At 64.2% G+C, this 16,351-nt stretch carries 13 protein-coding genes and 1 pseudogene; 13 read left to right on the top strand and 1 reads right to left on the bottom strand.

Translation table 11 applies throughout. The annotated features are described in order from the left end of the window. Window positions 1–11 precede the first annotated feature (11 nt). From Mspo_RS20240 to Mspo_RS00615, 11 genes and pseudogenes are all read left to right on the top strand, one after another. Window positions 12–239, top strand: a pseudogene (locus Mspo_RS20240) (methyltransferase domain-containing protein); the annotation flags it as partial. After that, window positions 236–2,710: a DUF4838 domain-containing protein gene (locus tag Mspo_RS00660; RefSeq protein WP_159726012.1), complete on the top strand. Its 2,475-nt coding sequence runs from the start codon at window positions 236–238 to the stop codon at window positions 2,708–2,710. The pseudogene Mspo_RS20240 and the gene Mspo_RS00660, both read left to right, overlap by 4 nt. A 120-nt stretch (window positions 2,711–2,830) precedes the next feature. Continuing rightward, window positions 2,831–3,334, top strand: a complete 504-nt coding sequence (locus tag Mspo_RS00655) for a hypothetical protein (protein ID WP_159726011.1) — start codon at window positions 2,831–2,833, stop codon at window positions 3,332–3,334. Window positions 3,335–3,649: 315 nt separating this feature from the next. Further along, window positions 3,650–4,906 (top strand): O-antigen ligase, encoded by a 1,257-nt coding sequence (locus Mspo_RS00650; protein ID WP_159726010.1) that lies wholly within the window; start codon window positions 3,650–3,652, stop codon window positions 4,904–4,906. A 44-nt stretch (window positions 4,907–4,950) separates the two neighbouring features. Beyond that, a complete protein-coding gene (locus Mspo_RS00645) occupies window positions 4,951–5,493 on the top strand; it encodes a hypothetical protein (protein ID WP_159726009.1) in 543 nt (180 codons plus the stop codon). Between the two features lie 83 nt (window positions 5,494–5,576). Further along, a complete protein-coding gene (locus Mspo_RS00640; RefSeq protein WP_159726008.1) occupies window positions 5,577–6,041 on the top strand; it encodes a hypothetical protein in 465 nt (154 codons plus the stop codon). Window positions 6,042–7,173: 1,132 nt separating this feature from the next. Beyond that, window positions 7,174–7,365 (top strand): hypothetical protein, encoded by a 192-nt coding sequence (locus tag Mspo_RS00635; protein WP_159726007.1) that lies wholly within the window; start codon window positions 7,174–7,176, stop codon window positions 7,363–7,365. Window positions 7,366–7,609: 244 nt separating this feature from the next. Next, window positions 7,610–8,716: an endonuclease/exonuclease/phosphatase family protein gene (locus Mspo_RS00630; RefSeq protein WP_159726006.1), complete on the top strand. Its 1,107-nt coding sequence runs from the start codon at window positions 7,610–7,612 to the stop codon at window positions 8,714–8,716. Between the two features lie 409 nt (window positions 8,717–9,125). Further along, window positions 9,126–9,704 carry a L,D-transpeptidase gene (locus Mspo_RS00625; protein WP_159726005.1) on the top strand — a complete coding sequence of 193 codons (579 nt, stop codon included), beginning with the start codon at window positions 9,126–9,128 and terminating at the stop codon, window positions 9,702–9,704. A 126-nt stretch (window positions 9,705–9,830) separates the two neighbouring features. Further along, complete coding sequence (locus Mspo_RS00620) at window positions 9,831–9,974, top strand: oxidoreductase (RefSeq protein ID WP_159726004.1); 144 nt, start codon at window positions 9,831–9,833, stop codon at window positions 9,972–9,974. Window positions 9,975–9,981: 7 nt separating this feature from the next. After that, window positions 9,982–10,920, top strand: coding sequence for a site-specific tyrosine recombinase XerD (locus Mspo_RS00615; protein ID WP_159726003.1), 939 nt, complete (start codon window positions 9,982–9,984; stop codon window positions 10,918–10,920). A gap of 67 nt (window positions 10,921–10,987) precedes the next feature. Here Mspo_RS00615 and Mspo_RS00610 read toward each other — a convergent pair whose 3' ends face one another. Further along, entirely contained in the window at window positions 10,988–11,875 is an 888-nt protein-coding gene (locus Mspo_RS00610) for an alpha/beta fold hydrolase (protein WP_159726002.1), read from the bottom strand. A 346-nt stretch (window positions 11,876–12,221) separates the two neighbouring features. Here Mspo_RS00610 and sucD point away from each other — a divergent pair, with 346 nt between their 5' ends. Next, entirely contained in the window at window positions 12,222–13,106 is an 885-nt protein-coding gene (gene sucD, locus Mspo_RS00605) for a succinate--CoA ligase subunit alpha (RefSeq protein WP_159726001.1), read from the top strand. A gap of 209 nt (window positions 13,107–13,315) precedes the next feature. After that, complete coding sequence (locus Mspo_RS00600) at window positions 13,316–16,351, top strand: 2-oxoglutarate dehydrogenase E1 component (protein ID WP_201281591.1); 3,036 nt, start codon at window positions 13,316–13,318, stop codon at window positions 16,349–16,351.

Here is a 16,351-nt window from a genome sequence, read left to right as displayed (position 1 = left end):
TCGCATTTTTCTCGGAATGTCTTCGGCGACCGCCGATTCGAGTGTGTGACAGCTTCGATGTGGTGATATCCGGCCAAGCGCTCGAACACATCGAGGTCGTTTTTGTCACCACAATCGAAATGGCGAGAGTGCTGAAGAAAGACGGTATCCTCTGCATCATCGCGCCGAATGGTTTCGCGGAACATCGGTTCCCTGTCGTTTGCTGGCGATTCTTAACGGATGGGATGATGCGCTCGTGAGATATCTGAATCTGGAAGTTCTGCATGCGCATAGGAACAGCGCGCCGTCGACAATGACGCGCTGGCTCTCCGCATTGCCGCCGGCGCTCGTCATCGCCTCGATGACGATGTGCGAACCGTCTTTTGCGGCTGTCGCGGGTGATCGGGAGGGCGCGCCGTTCGTCGTCGCGGATCATGGAGCGAGCGACGCGATCATCGTGGTTTCGCCGCAGGCCGGGCGCTACGAGCGCCAGGCTGCGGAAGACCTCGAAAAATACATTGAGCTGATGGCCGGCGCGGCTCTGCCGGTGACGCGAACGCAGGAGGCGGTCGACGGAGCTCTGGCGAGCGGTCGGCCGCTCATTCTCGTGGGCCAGGCCGCGCTCGCGGCAAAGCCGGAATTGTCCGATCGGTTGGCGTCTGTCGTGAAGAAAAATCCCTACATGCGGGCCGATGGCGTCGCGCTCTGGCGCGACGGCTCCAGAGTCTATCTGGCTGGCGCGAACGACGAGAGCCATTACTTCGCCGTGGCGGAGTTGCTGCGCGAATGGGGCGTGCGGTGGTTCATGCCGGGCGCCTTCGGGGAATGCGTTCCGGAGGAGGCGCAGCTCGCCATCGGGACTCTCGGTCTCGCTTATTCGCCGCCCTTCGAAATCCGGAACTTCTGGGTCGCTTGGCTGGGAGAGAGCGCGGGTCTCGAGGATTTTCAGCTGCGCAACATGATGAACACCAAGAACAGCGTCAAAATCGCCACTCATGCGCTCGGAAGTTACACGAAAGGGCTGGGGAAGAACCCCTTCAGCGTCCCGCTCTCGGATCCCGATACGGCGGAAATGGTGGCTCATCAGGTCGACGCGCTCTATGCGAAGGGCCAGGATTTTTCTCTCGCGATGGAGGACGGTCTCTATTCTTCTCCATTTCAGCGCGACAATGAATTGATGGCGCTGCGCTGGGACAAGTACAATCTCGGCCCGTCCGTCACCGATGCGATGCTGGAGCTGCTGAACGGCGTCGCGACGCGCCTGCGAGAGCGACATCCAGATAGTCGATCGAAAATCCTCTTTTTGGGCTACTCCAATATGTTTTTGCCCCCGGCCCGGGACATGGATCTGGAGCCGGCGCTTTTCGGGACTTTGGCGCCGATCGACATCGATCCGATCCACGCGATGGATGATCCGCAGTCGCCTCCGAAGCAGGAGTACAAGGCCATCCTCGAGCGATGGACGAAGCTGCTGGGCGGCCGTGTGACGATCTATGACTATGATCAATCGATGCTGATGTGGCGCGATCTGCCAAATCCGTCGCATCAGGCGTTCGAACGCGATGTGAAAATCTATCGCGACGCCGGCGTGATCGGATTCACGACCGAAAGTCGAATGGCGCTCGCGACGACGATCACCAACCTCTATTTGCGTGGCCGGCTGATGTGGAATCCCGACGAGAACGTCGCTTCGCTGCTCGAGGATTTCTATGCGCGCTTCTTCGGACCGGCGGAAAAGCCGATGCGGGACTATTGGGACGCGATTTTCGAGGCTTGGCGGAAAACGATCGTGACTGAGCACGAGTATTTTGTCGCGCCGGCGATCTACACTCCCGAGCTCGTCGCCCGACTGGGCGCGTCGCTGCTCGCCGCGGAACGGTCGGTCGAATATTTGCGCGCGCCCGGACGGCGCCTGTCGCGCAACGAGTCGCTCTATCTGGAGCGAATGCGGTTCGTGCGGCTCGGCTACGAAACGCTGAAATCCTACATGGCGATGGTCGAGGCCGCCGCGACGCGGGCGGATTATCGCGAGGCGGTCGCCGCGGGCGAGAGTGGATTGCGAGCGCGCGACGCTCTGTCCGACGCGAGCAAATCTTTCACTACGACTCGCCTCGAGAAAGGCTACGGGTTCTGGTCCGGCGAGGTTCGACAATATCGTGAGCTCGATGCGCTGGTGAACGGAGAAAAGGGCAGACTGCTCGTTCTGTTGCCGCTCGAATGGAGCTTTCGTCGCGATCCCGAGCGCTCGGCGACCCCGTCCGCGCTGCTGGGCGATCCGGTCGATCTGACCTTCTGGCGCGCTCATGCGAAAGATTATGATCTCAACGCGCGCAAGGATTATCCAGCCGATCAATGGGAGAGGATCCGTACGGATCTCTACGTGCAGGCTCAGGGAATTCGCGCCGCGGATCGACAGAGCTTCGTCGGCGACATCTGGTATCGAACGGATGTGACTCTTTCGGCGGAACAGATCGCGGCCAATCCTCATATTCACTTTCCGGGGCTCTTCAACGATTGTGAGCTGTTCGTAAACGGCAGGGAAACCGCGAGGCGAAAGCAGCAGGCGCTCTGGTGGCACAACGACTTTCGTTTCGAATGGGATGCGTCGCTGAAGAACTGGGTTCGCTCCGGCGCGAATTCGCTCGCGCTGCGGTGTCATAATCCGCATCATATGGGAGGGATGTTCCGGCGCCCGTTCATCTATGCGCCCGTCGAAGCGAAAGCCCAATGAGGATCGCGCCGAAGCTCGAGGCGCCGCGCTACCTAGGTCGAAATTTCGTTTGTCGGATAAAATGCCGCCTGCTATTTTCCGGCGTCGAAATTTCTGTTCGTAGAGAGTCGACGCTCCGATGTGCGCGATGGCGTGACCTTGCTTTCTGGAACCAAGTCATTCGAATGGAGATCTGCTATGCGAATTGCGCCGAAGATGTTTTTTACAGTCGCGGTCATGCTGACCGCGGACGTTGCGCTCGCGGCGCCTGTCGCTGTGCTGAGCGAGACGTCGGGACAAGTGTCTGTCCAGACCTCGGACGGCATCGTCACCGCGAGACGGGGAACACAGCTGTCGGAAGGCGACCGCTTGGCGGTGGGCGACGGCTCGGCGATCGTTTCCTTTCTGCGCGGCAAGTGCAAGGGCGACCGTGAAATCGGCGCGCGCTCGATCACTGTGATCTCGACCTCCGCCAAAGAGTGCTCGAAGCGCATCGAAGGAGCGAAAGCGCAATCGCTGGACCAGAACCTCGGCCAATGGGCGGCGCCGGCCGCCCTGCTCGCCGCGGGCGGCATCGCCGCCGGCATCGCCCTCCCCAGCAATGGCGGTGGGGGCAACACCGTTCTCCTGGTGATCAGCCCCTGATTCGCCTGTTTTCGGCAAGGCGCGCGCCTCTGGTCGGGGCGCGCGCTTTTATGACTGTCGAGATCGCGTTCGAGGCATTCGATGGAGAGTGGAGCATCATTCAGATCGGCTAGCGATTGGCCGATCCTCGCGGCTTGCGGAGCGGCTCTCGCGCTGGGCGGCGGCACGACACAAGGCCTCTGGTCGGATGCAATCGCGCAGCTGGGCGGTTTGGTCGTCATTCTGTTGCTGTCGATCCGGCTGATGCGCGGGGAATTTCGGCTTTCGAGTCTCGGTCCGCTTTGTTTCGCGCTAGCGGTTGCCGCAATCTCGTCGATGCAGCTGTGTTTCCTGCCGCCCTCGATCTGGTCGAGGCTGCCGGGACGCTCGACGATCTACGAAGGGCTCGTTCACGCGGGTGTCGATCCTCCGTGGCTTCCGCTCAGCCTCGAGCCGGAGTCGACGCTGCGCAGCTGCCTGTCGCTCATTCCGCCGATCGCTGTGTTCTTATCGTCCGCGCTGCTGGGCCCGGCGTTGCGCCGTTCGATGACTGTCACCGTGCTCGCGGTCGGGGCGTTGAGCGTGTTGCTCGGCGTCGCGCAAACTTATGGCGGTCCGAATTCCCCATTGCGCTTTTACGAGGTCACCAACCTGAGCTCGCCGGTCGGTTTTTTCGCGAATCGAAACCACTATAGCGCCCTGTCTTATTGCGCGGCGGCATTTCTGGGAGCGTGGTCGATCGGCTGGGTTCGAGACAGGCGAGAGGGCGAGACTGTCAAGCTCGCTCTCGCTTTCCTGCTCTATGCGACTTTCGTTTTCGGCGTCTTGTCGGCCGGGTCGCGCGCCGGCCTGTTCCTCGCGCTCTTGGGCGGGCTCGGGCTCGCGGCGATGGCGCTGAGTGAGTTCGAGGGCTTCAAAACGCTCGTCCCGGTCGATCGAATCGCGAAGGGATCGCGTCTCCTCGGAGTATCGCTATTGGCGACGACGGCCTTGGCCGCGCTGGCGGCGACGATCTGGAGCGACAAAGTCGCTCGCATCGTGGAAGAGGTCGGCGCGCGTGAGCCTCGTGTCGAGATTTTTCGAACGACCTTCAGAGCGGCGAGCTCGTATATGCCTTTCGGCGCGGGAATAGGAACATTCGAGTCGGTCTATCAGATGTTCGAAGATCCGCAGCATATCACGCCCGAGCTGATAAACCGCGCGCACAATGATTGGTTGGAGCTTTGGCTGGAGGGCGGCGCGCCGAGCCTCGCGGTCGTCGTCATATTGTCCTTCGGTCTGTTTGCGGCGATCGGGCGTGTCTGGCGCGGCGCCGAAAATGGCGTTTGCGAATTCGATCAGAGATTGGCGCGAGCGTCCAGCATCGTGGTCGTTCTGCTCGCGATCCATTCTCTGGTCGACTATCCGCTGCGAACGACTGGCCTCGCCTGCGTGTTCGCGCTCGCGTGCGGCAATCTCGTTGGTTGGCGCAAAGTCGAGGCGGTGAGGGACCTCGTCGCCGCGCTCGACGATCGTGTGATCAGTCGGCCGATGCGACGGCCGGCGAGTCGCGAGCCTCTTGTCGCGTCGACGGACGAGAAAGCGGCCGGCTGAGAGGCGCTTCGTCGAGTCGAGCTTGTTTCACACAGGAATTCGCCATGGGTACGGACACGAGCCTACCTCCGCCTTTGCGGTGGATCGAAGGATTGCGCACGGCGGCGAGAGCCGAGTCGTGGCGCGAAATGTTCTCCGCGCGAATGCGCTCGGGCAGAGGCGCGGCGACGCTCGCGCTACTCGCCGCAGGGGCGATCTATCTTGCGGGACATTCGCTGTTCGAGGCGCGCTCCCATTCGGAGGACGCCGATGCGCCGCGATCTACGCGCGACGATAAGCTTCATCTCTCCGAGGATCCGTCGGCGGCCACATTTGCTCCCGTCGATCTGCAAGCGCATTTGGATTGGCGCGCGGGAGCCTTCGGCGTCGTGTTGACATGGGAACCGACGTACAGCGAGCTTCGAATCTACCGCATTCCCGTCGGAAAATCGAAATATGTCGAGGCCGATGGCTCGTCCGGGCAATTGTTCGACGCGGATGTCGTTCCCGGCCGCGTCCATTATTATGTGGCGTGCGCCTATGTTCGAGGCGAAGAATATTGTTCGGACCCGATCACTTACGAAGTTCCCCGGCAGATTTGGCGATGAGGAGCATGAAAAATCGCGTGGCGGTTCGGCTCCGCCATTCGGGAAACGCGAATCCGTCCCCCGCTTTTCGCGCATCGCGGTTCATGATCTCCGCCTCGGGCAGGGTCGTCATCGGTCTCGCTTGCCTACTGTGTTTTGTCTCGCCGACGATCGCGTCGTCGCACAATGAGGTGACCCACTGGACGAAATTCTTCGGACCGCAACCGGTAGACCATGGCGGAGATATCCCCGTCTATGTGAACGCGGTCGCCGCCGCCAATAGAGCGGAGGCTCTCGTGGTGATCGAAGGCACATGCGCGTCCGCCTGCACGATCAAGCTCGCCGCAAAAATCCGATGCGTGATGCCCGACGCCGTCCTGTGGTTCCATTCGGCTCTGGAAGGCGAATTCATTTCCCATGCCGGAAATGCGTTGCTTCTCGACGCTTATCCACCGCGCGTGCGCGAGGAGGTTGTGCGTCGTCACATGCTCGACGAAATCGAATCGGATCCTGAGCACACTCTCACGGGGCGCGAGTTGATCGCCTTGGGCGAGAGAGCGTGCCGGTGAGAGAGCGTGTGGCGTACGGGCGGCGGCGCTCGCCGGATTCGCCTCGTGGGCGCGGAAGGACGGATTCCGCCGATCGCATCGCGTCGACCAATCGTAGTTCTATTTGGGACCGTATCGACACCGAAGGGCCGAGCGCGTGGTGAAAGAAACCGCCGAATTCGAGACGATGGTCGGTCGCCGTTCGCAGCAGGAAAACCGCGACGGCGACGATGAGAGCGCGCGCATGGCCCGAGAAAAAGAAGGCCTTCGCAAGCTGGTCTTCGAACCGCCGTATCGCAACCCTGCGGAGCGCGCGCGACCGAAAGCGCCGCAGAGCGAGCCGGAGATTCGGCGACGTCGCGGCGGCGAAGCCGTCGGCGCGGACAAAAGACCTCCGCGCGACCGCGGGAGGGACGTCGCATCCGCGCGGGCGAAAGCGACAGGAGATGCGAAGTCGGGCCGGATGGAGAACAAATCGGCGGATCGGCGTCGCACGCCGGATGCCGGAAATCCAAGTGTCGCGGGCCGGGCAAATCACCTCGGTTGGCCACCCGCCGCAAGCTATGTCATGGCGGCGGTGCTGGTGGGGGCGGCGAGCCTCGGCGCCGGATTCCTGTCTCGAAGCGACGGCGTCGAGCCGCTGTCGAAGCGGAGGGGCGCGGAGATCGCCGCGCCGAAAATCGAACCGGAGCCGAGGAGCGCGGAGCAACATTCGACGGCCGGCGAAGTCTTCGCCGACTCCGACAAAGGAGCCCAGCAGTTGCAGAGGCCGGAGCCGGCGGTCGGTCTGACGGAAAGCCAGTCGAGCTTTCCGTCCTCGGCGGTGGCGACCGCGACGGCGCCTCCCGAGCCTGTCGAATCGCCTCAGAGCGCAATTCCCCCGGACCGGGCGGCGCAACCGAGCAGCTTGATTTCGGTCGGCGGCGCGTGGTTCTTCGACGATCGAGCGCCGCCTTTTGTCGGGTCGATAGACAGAGAGCCGCCGCCGTCCAAATCCTCGGTCGCTCGCGCTGAGGCGAAGCGGGCTCCCGAGCCCGCGCCGAGTCGGAGCGGCAGAGGTCCCCTCACCGCGCCGCAGCCCGAGAAAGGCGCGCCGCCGCGTGCGCCTGCCGCTGCTCACGCCTTCTCCGCCAATTCGGGAAAGAAGAAGCCCGTGGAGCCGCCCGTCGCGGTCGGGCAGGATCGGCCGTTCGAGAGTCGTGACGATAATCGAGCCGAACAGACAGCCGAGCCGGCGCCGTCGCCCGAAGCGGACGAATACAAACGCGCCTCTCTACAGGAGGCCTTGGAGTTCGTCGCGGACATGCTCAAGAACCAGCGGCGTCCGGAAGAGGAGCAGCGCTGAGGCGGACCGCTCGCCGATGGGCGTCCGGCTCATGGATGCGGCGTCCGGCTGTCGCTCTGGATCTCGCGCCTCGAGTCGTTCCATGTTTCATTGAAACACGGAATGACTCGAGACGAGACGATTCTTGGATAGGGACGGCCGCGCTTCGACGTTCCATGGCCGTTGAAATAGGTGCGGCGCGAGCTATACTCGCGCGGCTGGCGGCGTGCCGCCGCCGTATCTCGCGTGAGGCGCCTCGTCTCCCATGAAGCTCGCATCCTTTAATCTCGAAAATCTTTTCCTTCGCGCTCGCGCGCTGAATGGCGAGACATGGTCCGAGGGCAGAAAGGCGCTGACGGCGCAGGCCGAGCTCTCCGCCATATTCGGCAAGGCCGTCTACACCTCCGCCGACAAGAAGAAGATCGTAAAGCTGCTCGGCGAATTGAAGCTCGACAAATCCGACGACGGCGGCCCTTTCGCGATTCTGCGCCAGAATCGCGGCCATCTCGTCAAGCGCGCGAAGGCCGGCATGGAGGTCGTCGCCGGCGGCCGCAATGATTGGATCGGCTGGGTCGAGCTGAAGCGCGAGGAGGTGAACGAAGAGGCGACGCGCAACACGGCGCGCGTCATCATCGATGTCGACGCCGATGTGCTCGGGGTCGTGGAGGCGGAGAGCCGGCCGGCGCTCGTGCGCTTCAACGACAATGTCATCAAGGGGCAGGGCGGTCGGCCCTACGCCCACGCCATGCTCATCGACGGCAATGACGATCGCGGAATAGACGTCGGCCTCTATACGCGCGAGGGCTACGACATTGCCGCGATCCACAGCCATGTCGACGATCGCGACAAGACCGGCCGCATCTTCAGCCGCGATTGCGCGCATTACGAGATCCGCACGCCCAAGGGCCATGCGCTGCATCTGCTCGTCAATCACTTCAAGAGCAAGGGCTTCGGCTCGCAGACGACTTCCAACGCCAAGCGCGAGCGGCAGGCGGCGCGGGTGAAGGAGATTTACGATCAATTGCGCAAGAGCGCGGATCACGTCGCCGTCATCGGCGATTTCAACGACACGCCGGATAGCGCGCCGCTCGTGCCGCTGCTCCGCCAGACCGATCTGAAGGACATAAGCGAGCACGCCGATTTCGACGATGGCGGACGGCCCGGCACTTTCGCCGCCGGCGCGGCGTCGAACAAGATCGATTATATTCTCCTCTCGCCGGCGCTGTTCGCCGCGGCGAAAGGCGGCGGCATTTTCCGCAAGGGCGTGTGGGGCGGCAAGAACGGGACGCTCTTTCCGCATTATCCGGAAATCACCAAAGCCTCGGAGGCGGCCTCCGACCATGCGGCGATGTGGGCCGAGATCGATCTTTAGGGTCTTTCCGTGTTTCATTGTGACGCGTTTCCAACGCCGAACCGGCGTCCACTTCGGCGGGAAACGCTCTAGATCGCAGGCGGCGCGGGGCCGTTTCATTTTCGTCAACCATGAAGAATGCTTCAGATTTACGATTAGAACTCACGGTTTATTCTTGTCCCGGTCCAGATCTAGCAAGACGTTCGCGCCGAATCTCTTTCCGCGACGCCGGGGGCAGTGCGTTCCATGTCCAGAAGAGTCCGCGTTTTCGTAGCCGTCCTTTTCGCGTCCTCGATCGGGTCGGCCGCCGCCGCGCCACGCGTCATTGCCGGCATAGGTGAGCGCGAGGCGGGGTAGCCTCTTCCGCGCCCGAGAGCCGGCTCAAGGGCCGGTCGTCGCGGCCCCGGCTTCCACCCTCGCTTCCGGCTATGTGTCGCCGGCTGCGCCCGGCGCCTATGGCGGCGGCTTCATCGAGCTGCTCGTCACCGGCCGGACGCCGGAGCCGGGACCTCGCCCGCGCCTCGCCGCGCTGGGCGCGCCGGAGACCAATGTCCGCCGCCAGATCGATCCCGTCTTCCTGCGTGCGGAGGTCGATTACCACGGGTCCGAGCGCCCCGGCGCGATCGTCATCGACTCTGAGAACAAATTCCTCTACCTCGTGCAGACGAGCGGCCGCGCCTTGCGCTATGGCATAGGCGTCGGCCGTCCGGGCTTCGTCTGGAGCGGCGTCAAGACCATCTCCCGCAAGGCCGAATGGCCGGATTGGACGCCGCCCGGCGAAATGCTCGCCCGCCGGCCCGATCTGCCGCGCCATATGGTCGGCGGGCCGGCCAATCCGCTCGGCGCGAGAGCCATGTATCTCGGCTCCTCGCTCTACCGTATCCACGGCACCAACGAGCCCTATACGATCGGCCAGAACGTCTCTTCCGGCTGCATCCGCATGATGAACGAGGATGTCGTCGACCTCTACGATCGCGTCCATGTGGGAACGAAAGTGGTGGTTCGTTGACTCTGACGAGAGATCGCCCGTGGCGGGCGGCGGCCGCGCGCCTATCTCTCGAGGCGCGTCGATGGTTGCAAAACGACCGGCTTCGGGCGATAGCTGCCATGCGTTCTTCTCGAAAGGGGCCGATTCTTGCCCAGCCTCATCCGCTTTTTGGTCATTGTCGGCGTGCTCGCCGCCCTCGCCTATGCGGGGATGCTCGCGCTCGTAGCCTATGTCACGCCGCAGCCGCGCGAAATGACGCAGACGATCGCGCCGCAGCGCCTCAACAAATGAGATTTTCATGGACGACGGCAAGCGCCAGCCGCTGATCGTCGCCTTTCTCGACATGCTGGCCGCCGAGCGCGGCGCCGCGCGCAACACGCTCGACGCCTATCGCCGCGACCTCGAGGATTATTTCGCTTTTCTCGACAAGGCCGGCGCCGATCCGACGCGCGTCGAGACGGATGGGCTGCGCGCCTATCTCGCGGCGCTGGAGGCGCGCGGCATGAGCGGCGCGACCGCCGCGCGGCGCCTCTCGGCGCTGAAGCAGTTCCACAAATTTCTCTACGTCGACCGCTATCGCGCCGACGATCCGGCCGCGTCGCTCGAGGGCCCGCGCCGCCATCGCAGCGCGCCGGACATTCTCTCCATCGCCGAGGTCACGCGCCTGCTGGACACGGCGCGGGAGGGGGTCGACGACGAGGCGCGCCCTTTTGGAGAGCGTATGCGCGCCGCGCGCCTCTACGCCGCGCTCGAGACCCTCTACGCCAGCGGCTTGCGCGTGTCCGAGCTCGTTTCTTTGCCGGCGAGCGCGGCGCGCGCGCGCGATCCTTTCGTGACTGTGCGTGGCAAGGGCTCGAAAGAGCGGCTCGTCCCGCTCTCCGAGCAGGCGCGCGCCGCGCTCGAGGTCTATCGCGCTTTGCTGGCGAAACATTCGCCGGGGCTCGTGGCCTCGCCTTTCCTTTTTCCCTCCGACGCCGCGGAAGGGCATCTCACCCGCCAGGCCTTCGCGCGCGATCTCAAAAGCGCGGCCGCGGCGGCGGGACTCCCCTCGCAGGACATCAGCCCGCATGGTCTGCGCCACGCCTTCGCGAGCCATCTGCTGCAGAATGGGGCCGATCTTCGCGTCGTGCAGGAGCTGCTCGGCCACGCCGACATCTCGACGACGCAAATCTATACGCATGTGCTCGACGAGCGCATTCGCGCCATGGTGCGCGACCTGCATCCGCTCGCCGACTGACGTAGTGGGTAGTGAGTAGTGAGTAGCGCATCCCGCAACCGACCACTCACCACTCACTACTCACCACTCACCACTCACTACCCCGTCGCTCGATGAAATCCGCGATCGCTCGAATTGTCGGCGCGTCGAGCAGCAGCGGCGCATGGCCTTGGCCCGGCACGGTCAGACGCTCGAGCAGCGGATGGCCTTCATCCATCGCGGCGAAGGTCTCGGGCGAGAGCAGGTCGGAATTGCCGCCGCGAAGGACGAGCGTCGGAATGGCGGCCATGGCCTTCCATTCCTCTTCGAACAGAATCGGCCCGCTGTCGGGCCCGACCTCGTCGAGCGTATGGGAGAGCGCCGGATCATAGCGTAGCTCGAGCCGGCCGTTCTTCTCGACGAAAGTGGACTGCGCCCACTCCTCCCATTCCGCTTGGTCGAGGCTCGTGAATTGCGGCCCGGCGACGAGCTTCAACGCGGCCAGCGCCACCGCCATCGTGGCGGAGCCCGGCTGGCGCCCCACATAGCCCTTTATGCGCCTGAGCCCGGCGGCGTCCACGACCGGGCCGATGTCGTTGACGACCGCGGCGCGCAGAATCTCGGGCTTGCGCATGGCGAGGCGCATCACGTGAATGCCGCCGCGCGACGTGCCGACGAAGACCGCCTTCTCGACGCCGGCCGCCGCGAGCGTGGCCAGAATATCGGCCTCCTCGACCTCCAGGCTGTAGCGTTTCCAATCCGCGTCCCATTCCGAGAGGCCGCGGCCGCGATAGTCGAGCGCCAGCACGCGCCGGCCGCGGCTGGCGAGCGCCTGCGCCAGGGAATGGAAATCCAGCGCCGAGCGCGTGAGGCCGGGAAGGCAGACGACCGGAACGGCCCCGCCGCCGCCGGCCGGCTCGTATTCCGCATAGTGAAGCCGCAGCCCGTCTTCGGCGGCGAGAAAGCGGCTTTCGCGCCGCACGCCGTGCTCACCCATGCGCGCCCTCGATTTTTCGCTCCGCGCCCCGCGCGGGCGGCCGCTCGGTGGATATAGGCGCTGCGGCGACGACTTGTCTGCCCCCGCCGGCGCGGCGCCTAGAAATTCTCCGGCCCTGTCGGCGCTTGCGCATTCTGCCGCAATTTCGCGCAGGAGCCGGGCCAGCTTCCGCCTCGCACAGCCTTGATGCGGGCGACGTTTCTCAATAATTTGCAGTCCAGGCTCGTCGAAGAGGCGAAATAACGCGTTTCGAGCGAGCAGATCGTCGCGCTGCCCGTGATTTGAGCGGGCGCGCTCCCCGAAAAGACTGGCGGCGCTGACGCGCCCCGACGCCCCAGGGGCTCGAATGTCCGTCCTCATCGACAAGAACACCAAGGTCATCTGTCAAGGATTTACCGGCAAGACCGGCACCTTCCACTCCGAGCAGGCGGTGCGCTACGGCACGCGCATGGTCGGCGGCGTCTCGCCCGGCAAGGGCGGTTCGACCCATCTCGATCTCCCCGTCTTCGACACGGTGGCGCAGGCGCGGGAGAAGACCGGCGCCGACGCTTCGGTCATCTATGTGCCGCCGCCGGGCGCGGCCGACGCCATTTGCGAGGCGATCGACGCCGAGATCCCGCTCATCGTCGCCATCACCGAGGGCGTTCCGGTCCATGACATGATCCGCGTCAAGCGCGCGCTGACGGGCTCCAAATCCCGCCTCATCGGGCCCAATTGCCCGGGCGTCGTCACCGCGGGCGAGAGCAAGATCGGCATCATGCCGGGCAACATCTTCAGCAAAGGCTCCGTCGGCGTCGTCTCGCGCTCCGGCACGCTGACCTATGAGGCCGTGTTCCAGACGACCCGCGAGGGCTTGGGCCAGACGAGCGCGGTCGGAATCGGCGGCGATCCGGTCAAGGGAACCGACTTCATCGAGGTGCTGGAGTTGTTTCTGGCCGACGAGGCCACCAAATCCATCATCATGATCGGCGAGATCGGCGGCTCGGCCGAAGAGGACGCGGCCCAGTTCTTGAAAGACGAAGCGAAGCGGGGCCGCAAGAAGCCGATGGTCGGCTTCATCGCGGGCCGTACCGCCCCTCCGGGGCGGCGCATGGGCCACGCCGGTGCGATCGTCTCCGGCGGCAAAGGCGACGCGGAGAGCAAGATCGCGGCGATGGAATCGGCCGGGATCGTCGTCTCGCCCTCGCCGGCGCGGCTCGGCAAGACTTTGGTCGAAACGCTGAACCGTTAGAGCGCTTTCCGCTCGAACGGAATCGTTCGAGCGATCAGAATTCCGATCCAATGGGATCGGACACAAGTCTCGGGGGGTCCCTCCTCGCGCCGGCGAGCGAATCGCCGGCGCATCCCTTCGAAAAAAAGCGCGGAGCGAAATCTTTAAAGAATTGTCAAAATGATTTCGTTCAACTTCGAGAAGGTTCGGCGCTCGGGAGACTGAACAGAATGGCGCGTCTCGAGACGAATGGCGGATCGGCGGGCGGCGAAAAGCCCTCGTCGCGCGGGAACGCTTCCGTTGGGAACAGGCTGCTGCAGAGCGTCGACGCCAGCTACATCGAACATCTGCTCGCGGCCTATGAGGCCGATCCCTCCTCGGTCGGCCCGGCCTGGCGCGACTATTTCGCGAGCCTCGACGCCGAAGCCGCGCCTGCGGCCGGCGGTCCGTCGATTGGTCCATCTTGGGCGCGTCCCGGCTGGCCGGCGACGCCGGCGGACGAGCTCGTCGCGGCGCTCGGCGGCGAGCCGCGCGAGAGCGCCAAGCCTGTATCGGAGCCTGTCTCCGAGCCCACGGCCAAGGCTGCGCCCGGCGAGCGCGCGCCTTCGGCCGAGGAGATTCAGCGCGCCGCTCGCGACAGCGTTCGCGCGCTGATGATGATACGCGCCTATCGCATGCGCGGTCATTTGCACGCCAATCTCGATCCGCTCGGCCTCGAGCAGCGCCACGACCATGGCGAGCTGCATCCCGAGACCTATGGCTTCACCGACGAGGACTACGACCGCAAGATCTTCATCGACGGCGTGATGGGCATGAAATACGCCAGCGTCTTCGAGATGGTGGCGATCCTGCGCCGCACCTATTGCGGGCCCATCGGCTATGAGTTCATGCATATCTCCAATCCGGAGGAGAAGGCCTGGATTCAAGCGCGCATCGAAGGCCCCAAGAAGGAGATCGCCTTCACCGAGGAAGGCAAGAAGGCCATTCTGCGCAAGCTCGTCGAGGCGGAAGGCTTCGAGAAATTCCTCGACGTCAAATATACGGGCACCAAGCGCTTCGGCCTCGACGGCGCGGAGTCGATCGTGCCGGCGATGGAGCAGATCATCAAGCGCGGCGGCGCGCTGGGCGCGAAGGAGATCGTGCTCGGCATGGCGCATCGCGGCCGGCTGAACATCCTCTCCCAGGTGATGGGCAAGCCGCATCGCGCTCTGTTCCACGAGTTCAAGGGCGGCTCCTTCCTGCCGGACGAGGTCGAAGGCTCGGGCGACGTCAAATATCACCTCGGCGCGTCGTCCGACCGCGAGTTCGACGGCAATAGGGTGCATTTGTCGCTGACGGCCAATCCGTCGCATCTCGAGATCGTCGATCCGGTGGTGCTCGGCAAGGCGCGCGCCAAGCAGGACCAATATCGTTGCACGGAGACGGAGCGGCGCGTGGTGATGCCGCTGCTCATCCATGGCGACGCCGCCTTCGCCGGCCAGGGCGTCGTCGCGGAATGTTTCGGCCTCTCGGGACTCAAAGGCCATCGCACCGGCGGCTCGGTGCATTTCATCATCAATAATCAGATCGGCTTCACCACCTATCCGCGCTACTCGCGCTCATCCCCCTATCCGTCCGACGTCGCCAAGACGGTCGAGGCGCCGATCTTCCACGTGAATGGCGACGATCCGGAGGCGGTCGTCTACGCCGCGCGCATCGCGACCGAGTTCCGTCAGCAGTTCCAAAAGCCCGTCGTCATCGACATGTGGTGCTATCGCCGCTTCGGCCACAATGAGGGCGACGAGCCGGCCTTCACCCAGCCGTTGATGTATAAAAAAATTCGTTCGCATAAGACGACGCTTGAGCTCTATGGCGAGAAGCTCGTCGCCGAAGGGCTGATGACGCGCGAGGATATAGACGCGGTCAAGAACGAATGGCGCCAGCGCCTCGAGCAGGAGCTCGAAGCCGCCCAGTCCTACAAGCCCAACAAGGCGGACTGGCTGGATGGCCGCTGGGCCGGCGTGAAGCCCGGCTATCAGTCCTCGGAGGACGAGCGCCGCGGCAAGACCGGCGTGCCGGTGGAGAGCCTGCGCCGCATCGGCGTCGAGATGACGAAAGTCCCGGAGAATTTCCACATTCATCGCACGATCCAGCGCTTCCTCGACACGCGCCGCGCGTCGATCTCGAGCGGCGTCGGCATAGATTGGGCGACGGCGGAGGCGCTGGCCTTGGGCTCGCTGCTCGCGGAAGGCTATAATGTCCGCCTCTCCGGCCAGGACAGCGAGCGCGGCACATTCTCGCAGCGCCATTCCGTGCTGATCGATCAGGAGGACGAATCCCGCTATTTGCCGCTCGACCATGTCGGCGTCGGGCAGGGGCGCTTCGAGGTCATCAATTCGATGCTCTCGGAAGAGGCCGTGCTCGGCTTCGAATATGGCTATTCGCTCGCCGAGCCGCGCGCGCTCGTTCTGTGGGAGGCGCAATTCGGCGATTTCGCCAATGGCGCGCAGGTCGTCTTCGACCAGTTCCTCTCCGCCGGCGAGCGCAAATGGCTGCGCATGTCGGGCCTCGTCTGCCTGTTGCCGCACGGCTACGAGGGGCAGGGGCCGGAGCACTCCTCCGCCAGGCTCGAGCGCTATCTGCAGCTCTGCGCGGAAGACAATCTGCAAGTGGCCAATTGCTCGACGCCGGCCAACTACTTCCACATTCTGCGTCGGCAATTGCATCGCGACATTCGCAAGCCCTTGGTGCTGATGACGCCGAAGTCGCTGCTGCGCCACAAGCGCTGCGTCTCGCGTCTCGAGGAGATGGGCGAGGGGACGATGTTCCATCGCTTCATCTCCGACGACGCCGAATTGCAGCCCTCGGACAAGTTCCGCCTCGCGGCCGACGACAAGATCGCGCGCGTGATCCTGTGCTCGGGCAAGGTCTATTATGATTTGCTCGAGGAGCGCGAGTCGCGCGGCGCCAATGACGTCTATCTCTTGCGCGTGGAGCAGCTCTATCCCTTCCCGCTGAAGGGCCTCGTGACGATGATGTCGCGCTTCAAGCAGGCCGATGTCTTCTGGTGTCAGGAGGAGCCCAAGAACATGGGCGCCTGGTCCTTCGTCGAGCCCTATCTCGAATGGGTGCTGACGCAGGTCGGCGGCAAGTCGAAGCGCGCCCGCTATATCGGTCGGCCGGCTTCGGCCTCGACGGCGGCGGGCACCATGTCCAAGCATCAGGCGCAGCTCAGGGCCTTTCTCGACGAGGCCTTCGCGACGCGCATCTCTCTCGCCGCGGAGTGA

The sequence above is a fragment of the Methylosinus sp. Ce-a6 genome (assembly GCF_009811655.1).
Lineage (GTDB): Bacteria > Pseudomonadota > Alphaproteobacteria > Rhizobiales > Beijerinckiaceae > Methylosinus.
The sequence above is the reverse complement of the archived record's forward strand: the minus strand, read 5'-3'. Positions and strand labels throughout refer to the sequence as shown.

What these genes read in the sequence shown, in the direction of transcription:
- Mspo_RS00610 (WP_159726002.1), bottom strand. Translation starts at nt 11,875, where the DNA reads ATGGGTGAGCACGGCGTGCGGCGCGAAAGCCGCTTTCTCGCCGCCGAA.
- Mspo_RS00640 (WP_159726008.1), top strand. Translation starts at nt 5,577, where the DNA reads ATGATCTCCGCCTCGGGCAGGGTCGTCATCGGTCTCGCTTGCCTACTG.
- Mspo_RS00650 (WP_159726010.1), top strand. Translation starts at nt 3,650, where the DNA reads ATGCAGCTGTGTTTCCTGCCGCCCTCGATCTGGTCGAGGCTGCCGGGA.
- sucD (WP_159726001.1), top strand. Translation starts at nt 12,222, where the DNA reads ATGTCCGTCCTCATCGACAAGAACACCAAGGTCATCTGTCAAGGATTT.
- Mspo_RS00615 (WP_159726003.1), top strand. Translation starts at nt 9,982, where the DNA reads ATGGACGACGGCAAGCGCCAGCCGCTGATCGTCGCCTTTCTCGACATG.
- Mspo_RS00600 (WP_201281591.1), top strand. Translation starts at nt 13,316, where the DNA reads ATGGCGCGTCTCGAGACGAATGGCGGATCGGCGGGCGGCGAAAAGCCC.
- Mspo_RS00645 (WP_159726009.1), top strand. Translation starts at nt 4,951, where the DNA reads ATGGGTACGGACACGAGCCTACCTCCGCCTTTGCGGTGGATCGAAGGA.
- Mspo_RS00630 (WP_159726006.1), top strand. Translation starts at nt 7,610, where the DNA reads ATGAAGCTCGCATCCTTTAATCTCGAAAATCTTTTCCTTCGCGCTCGC.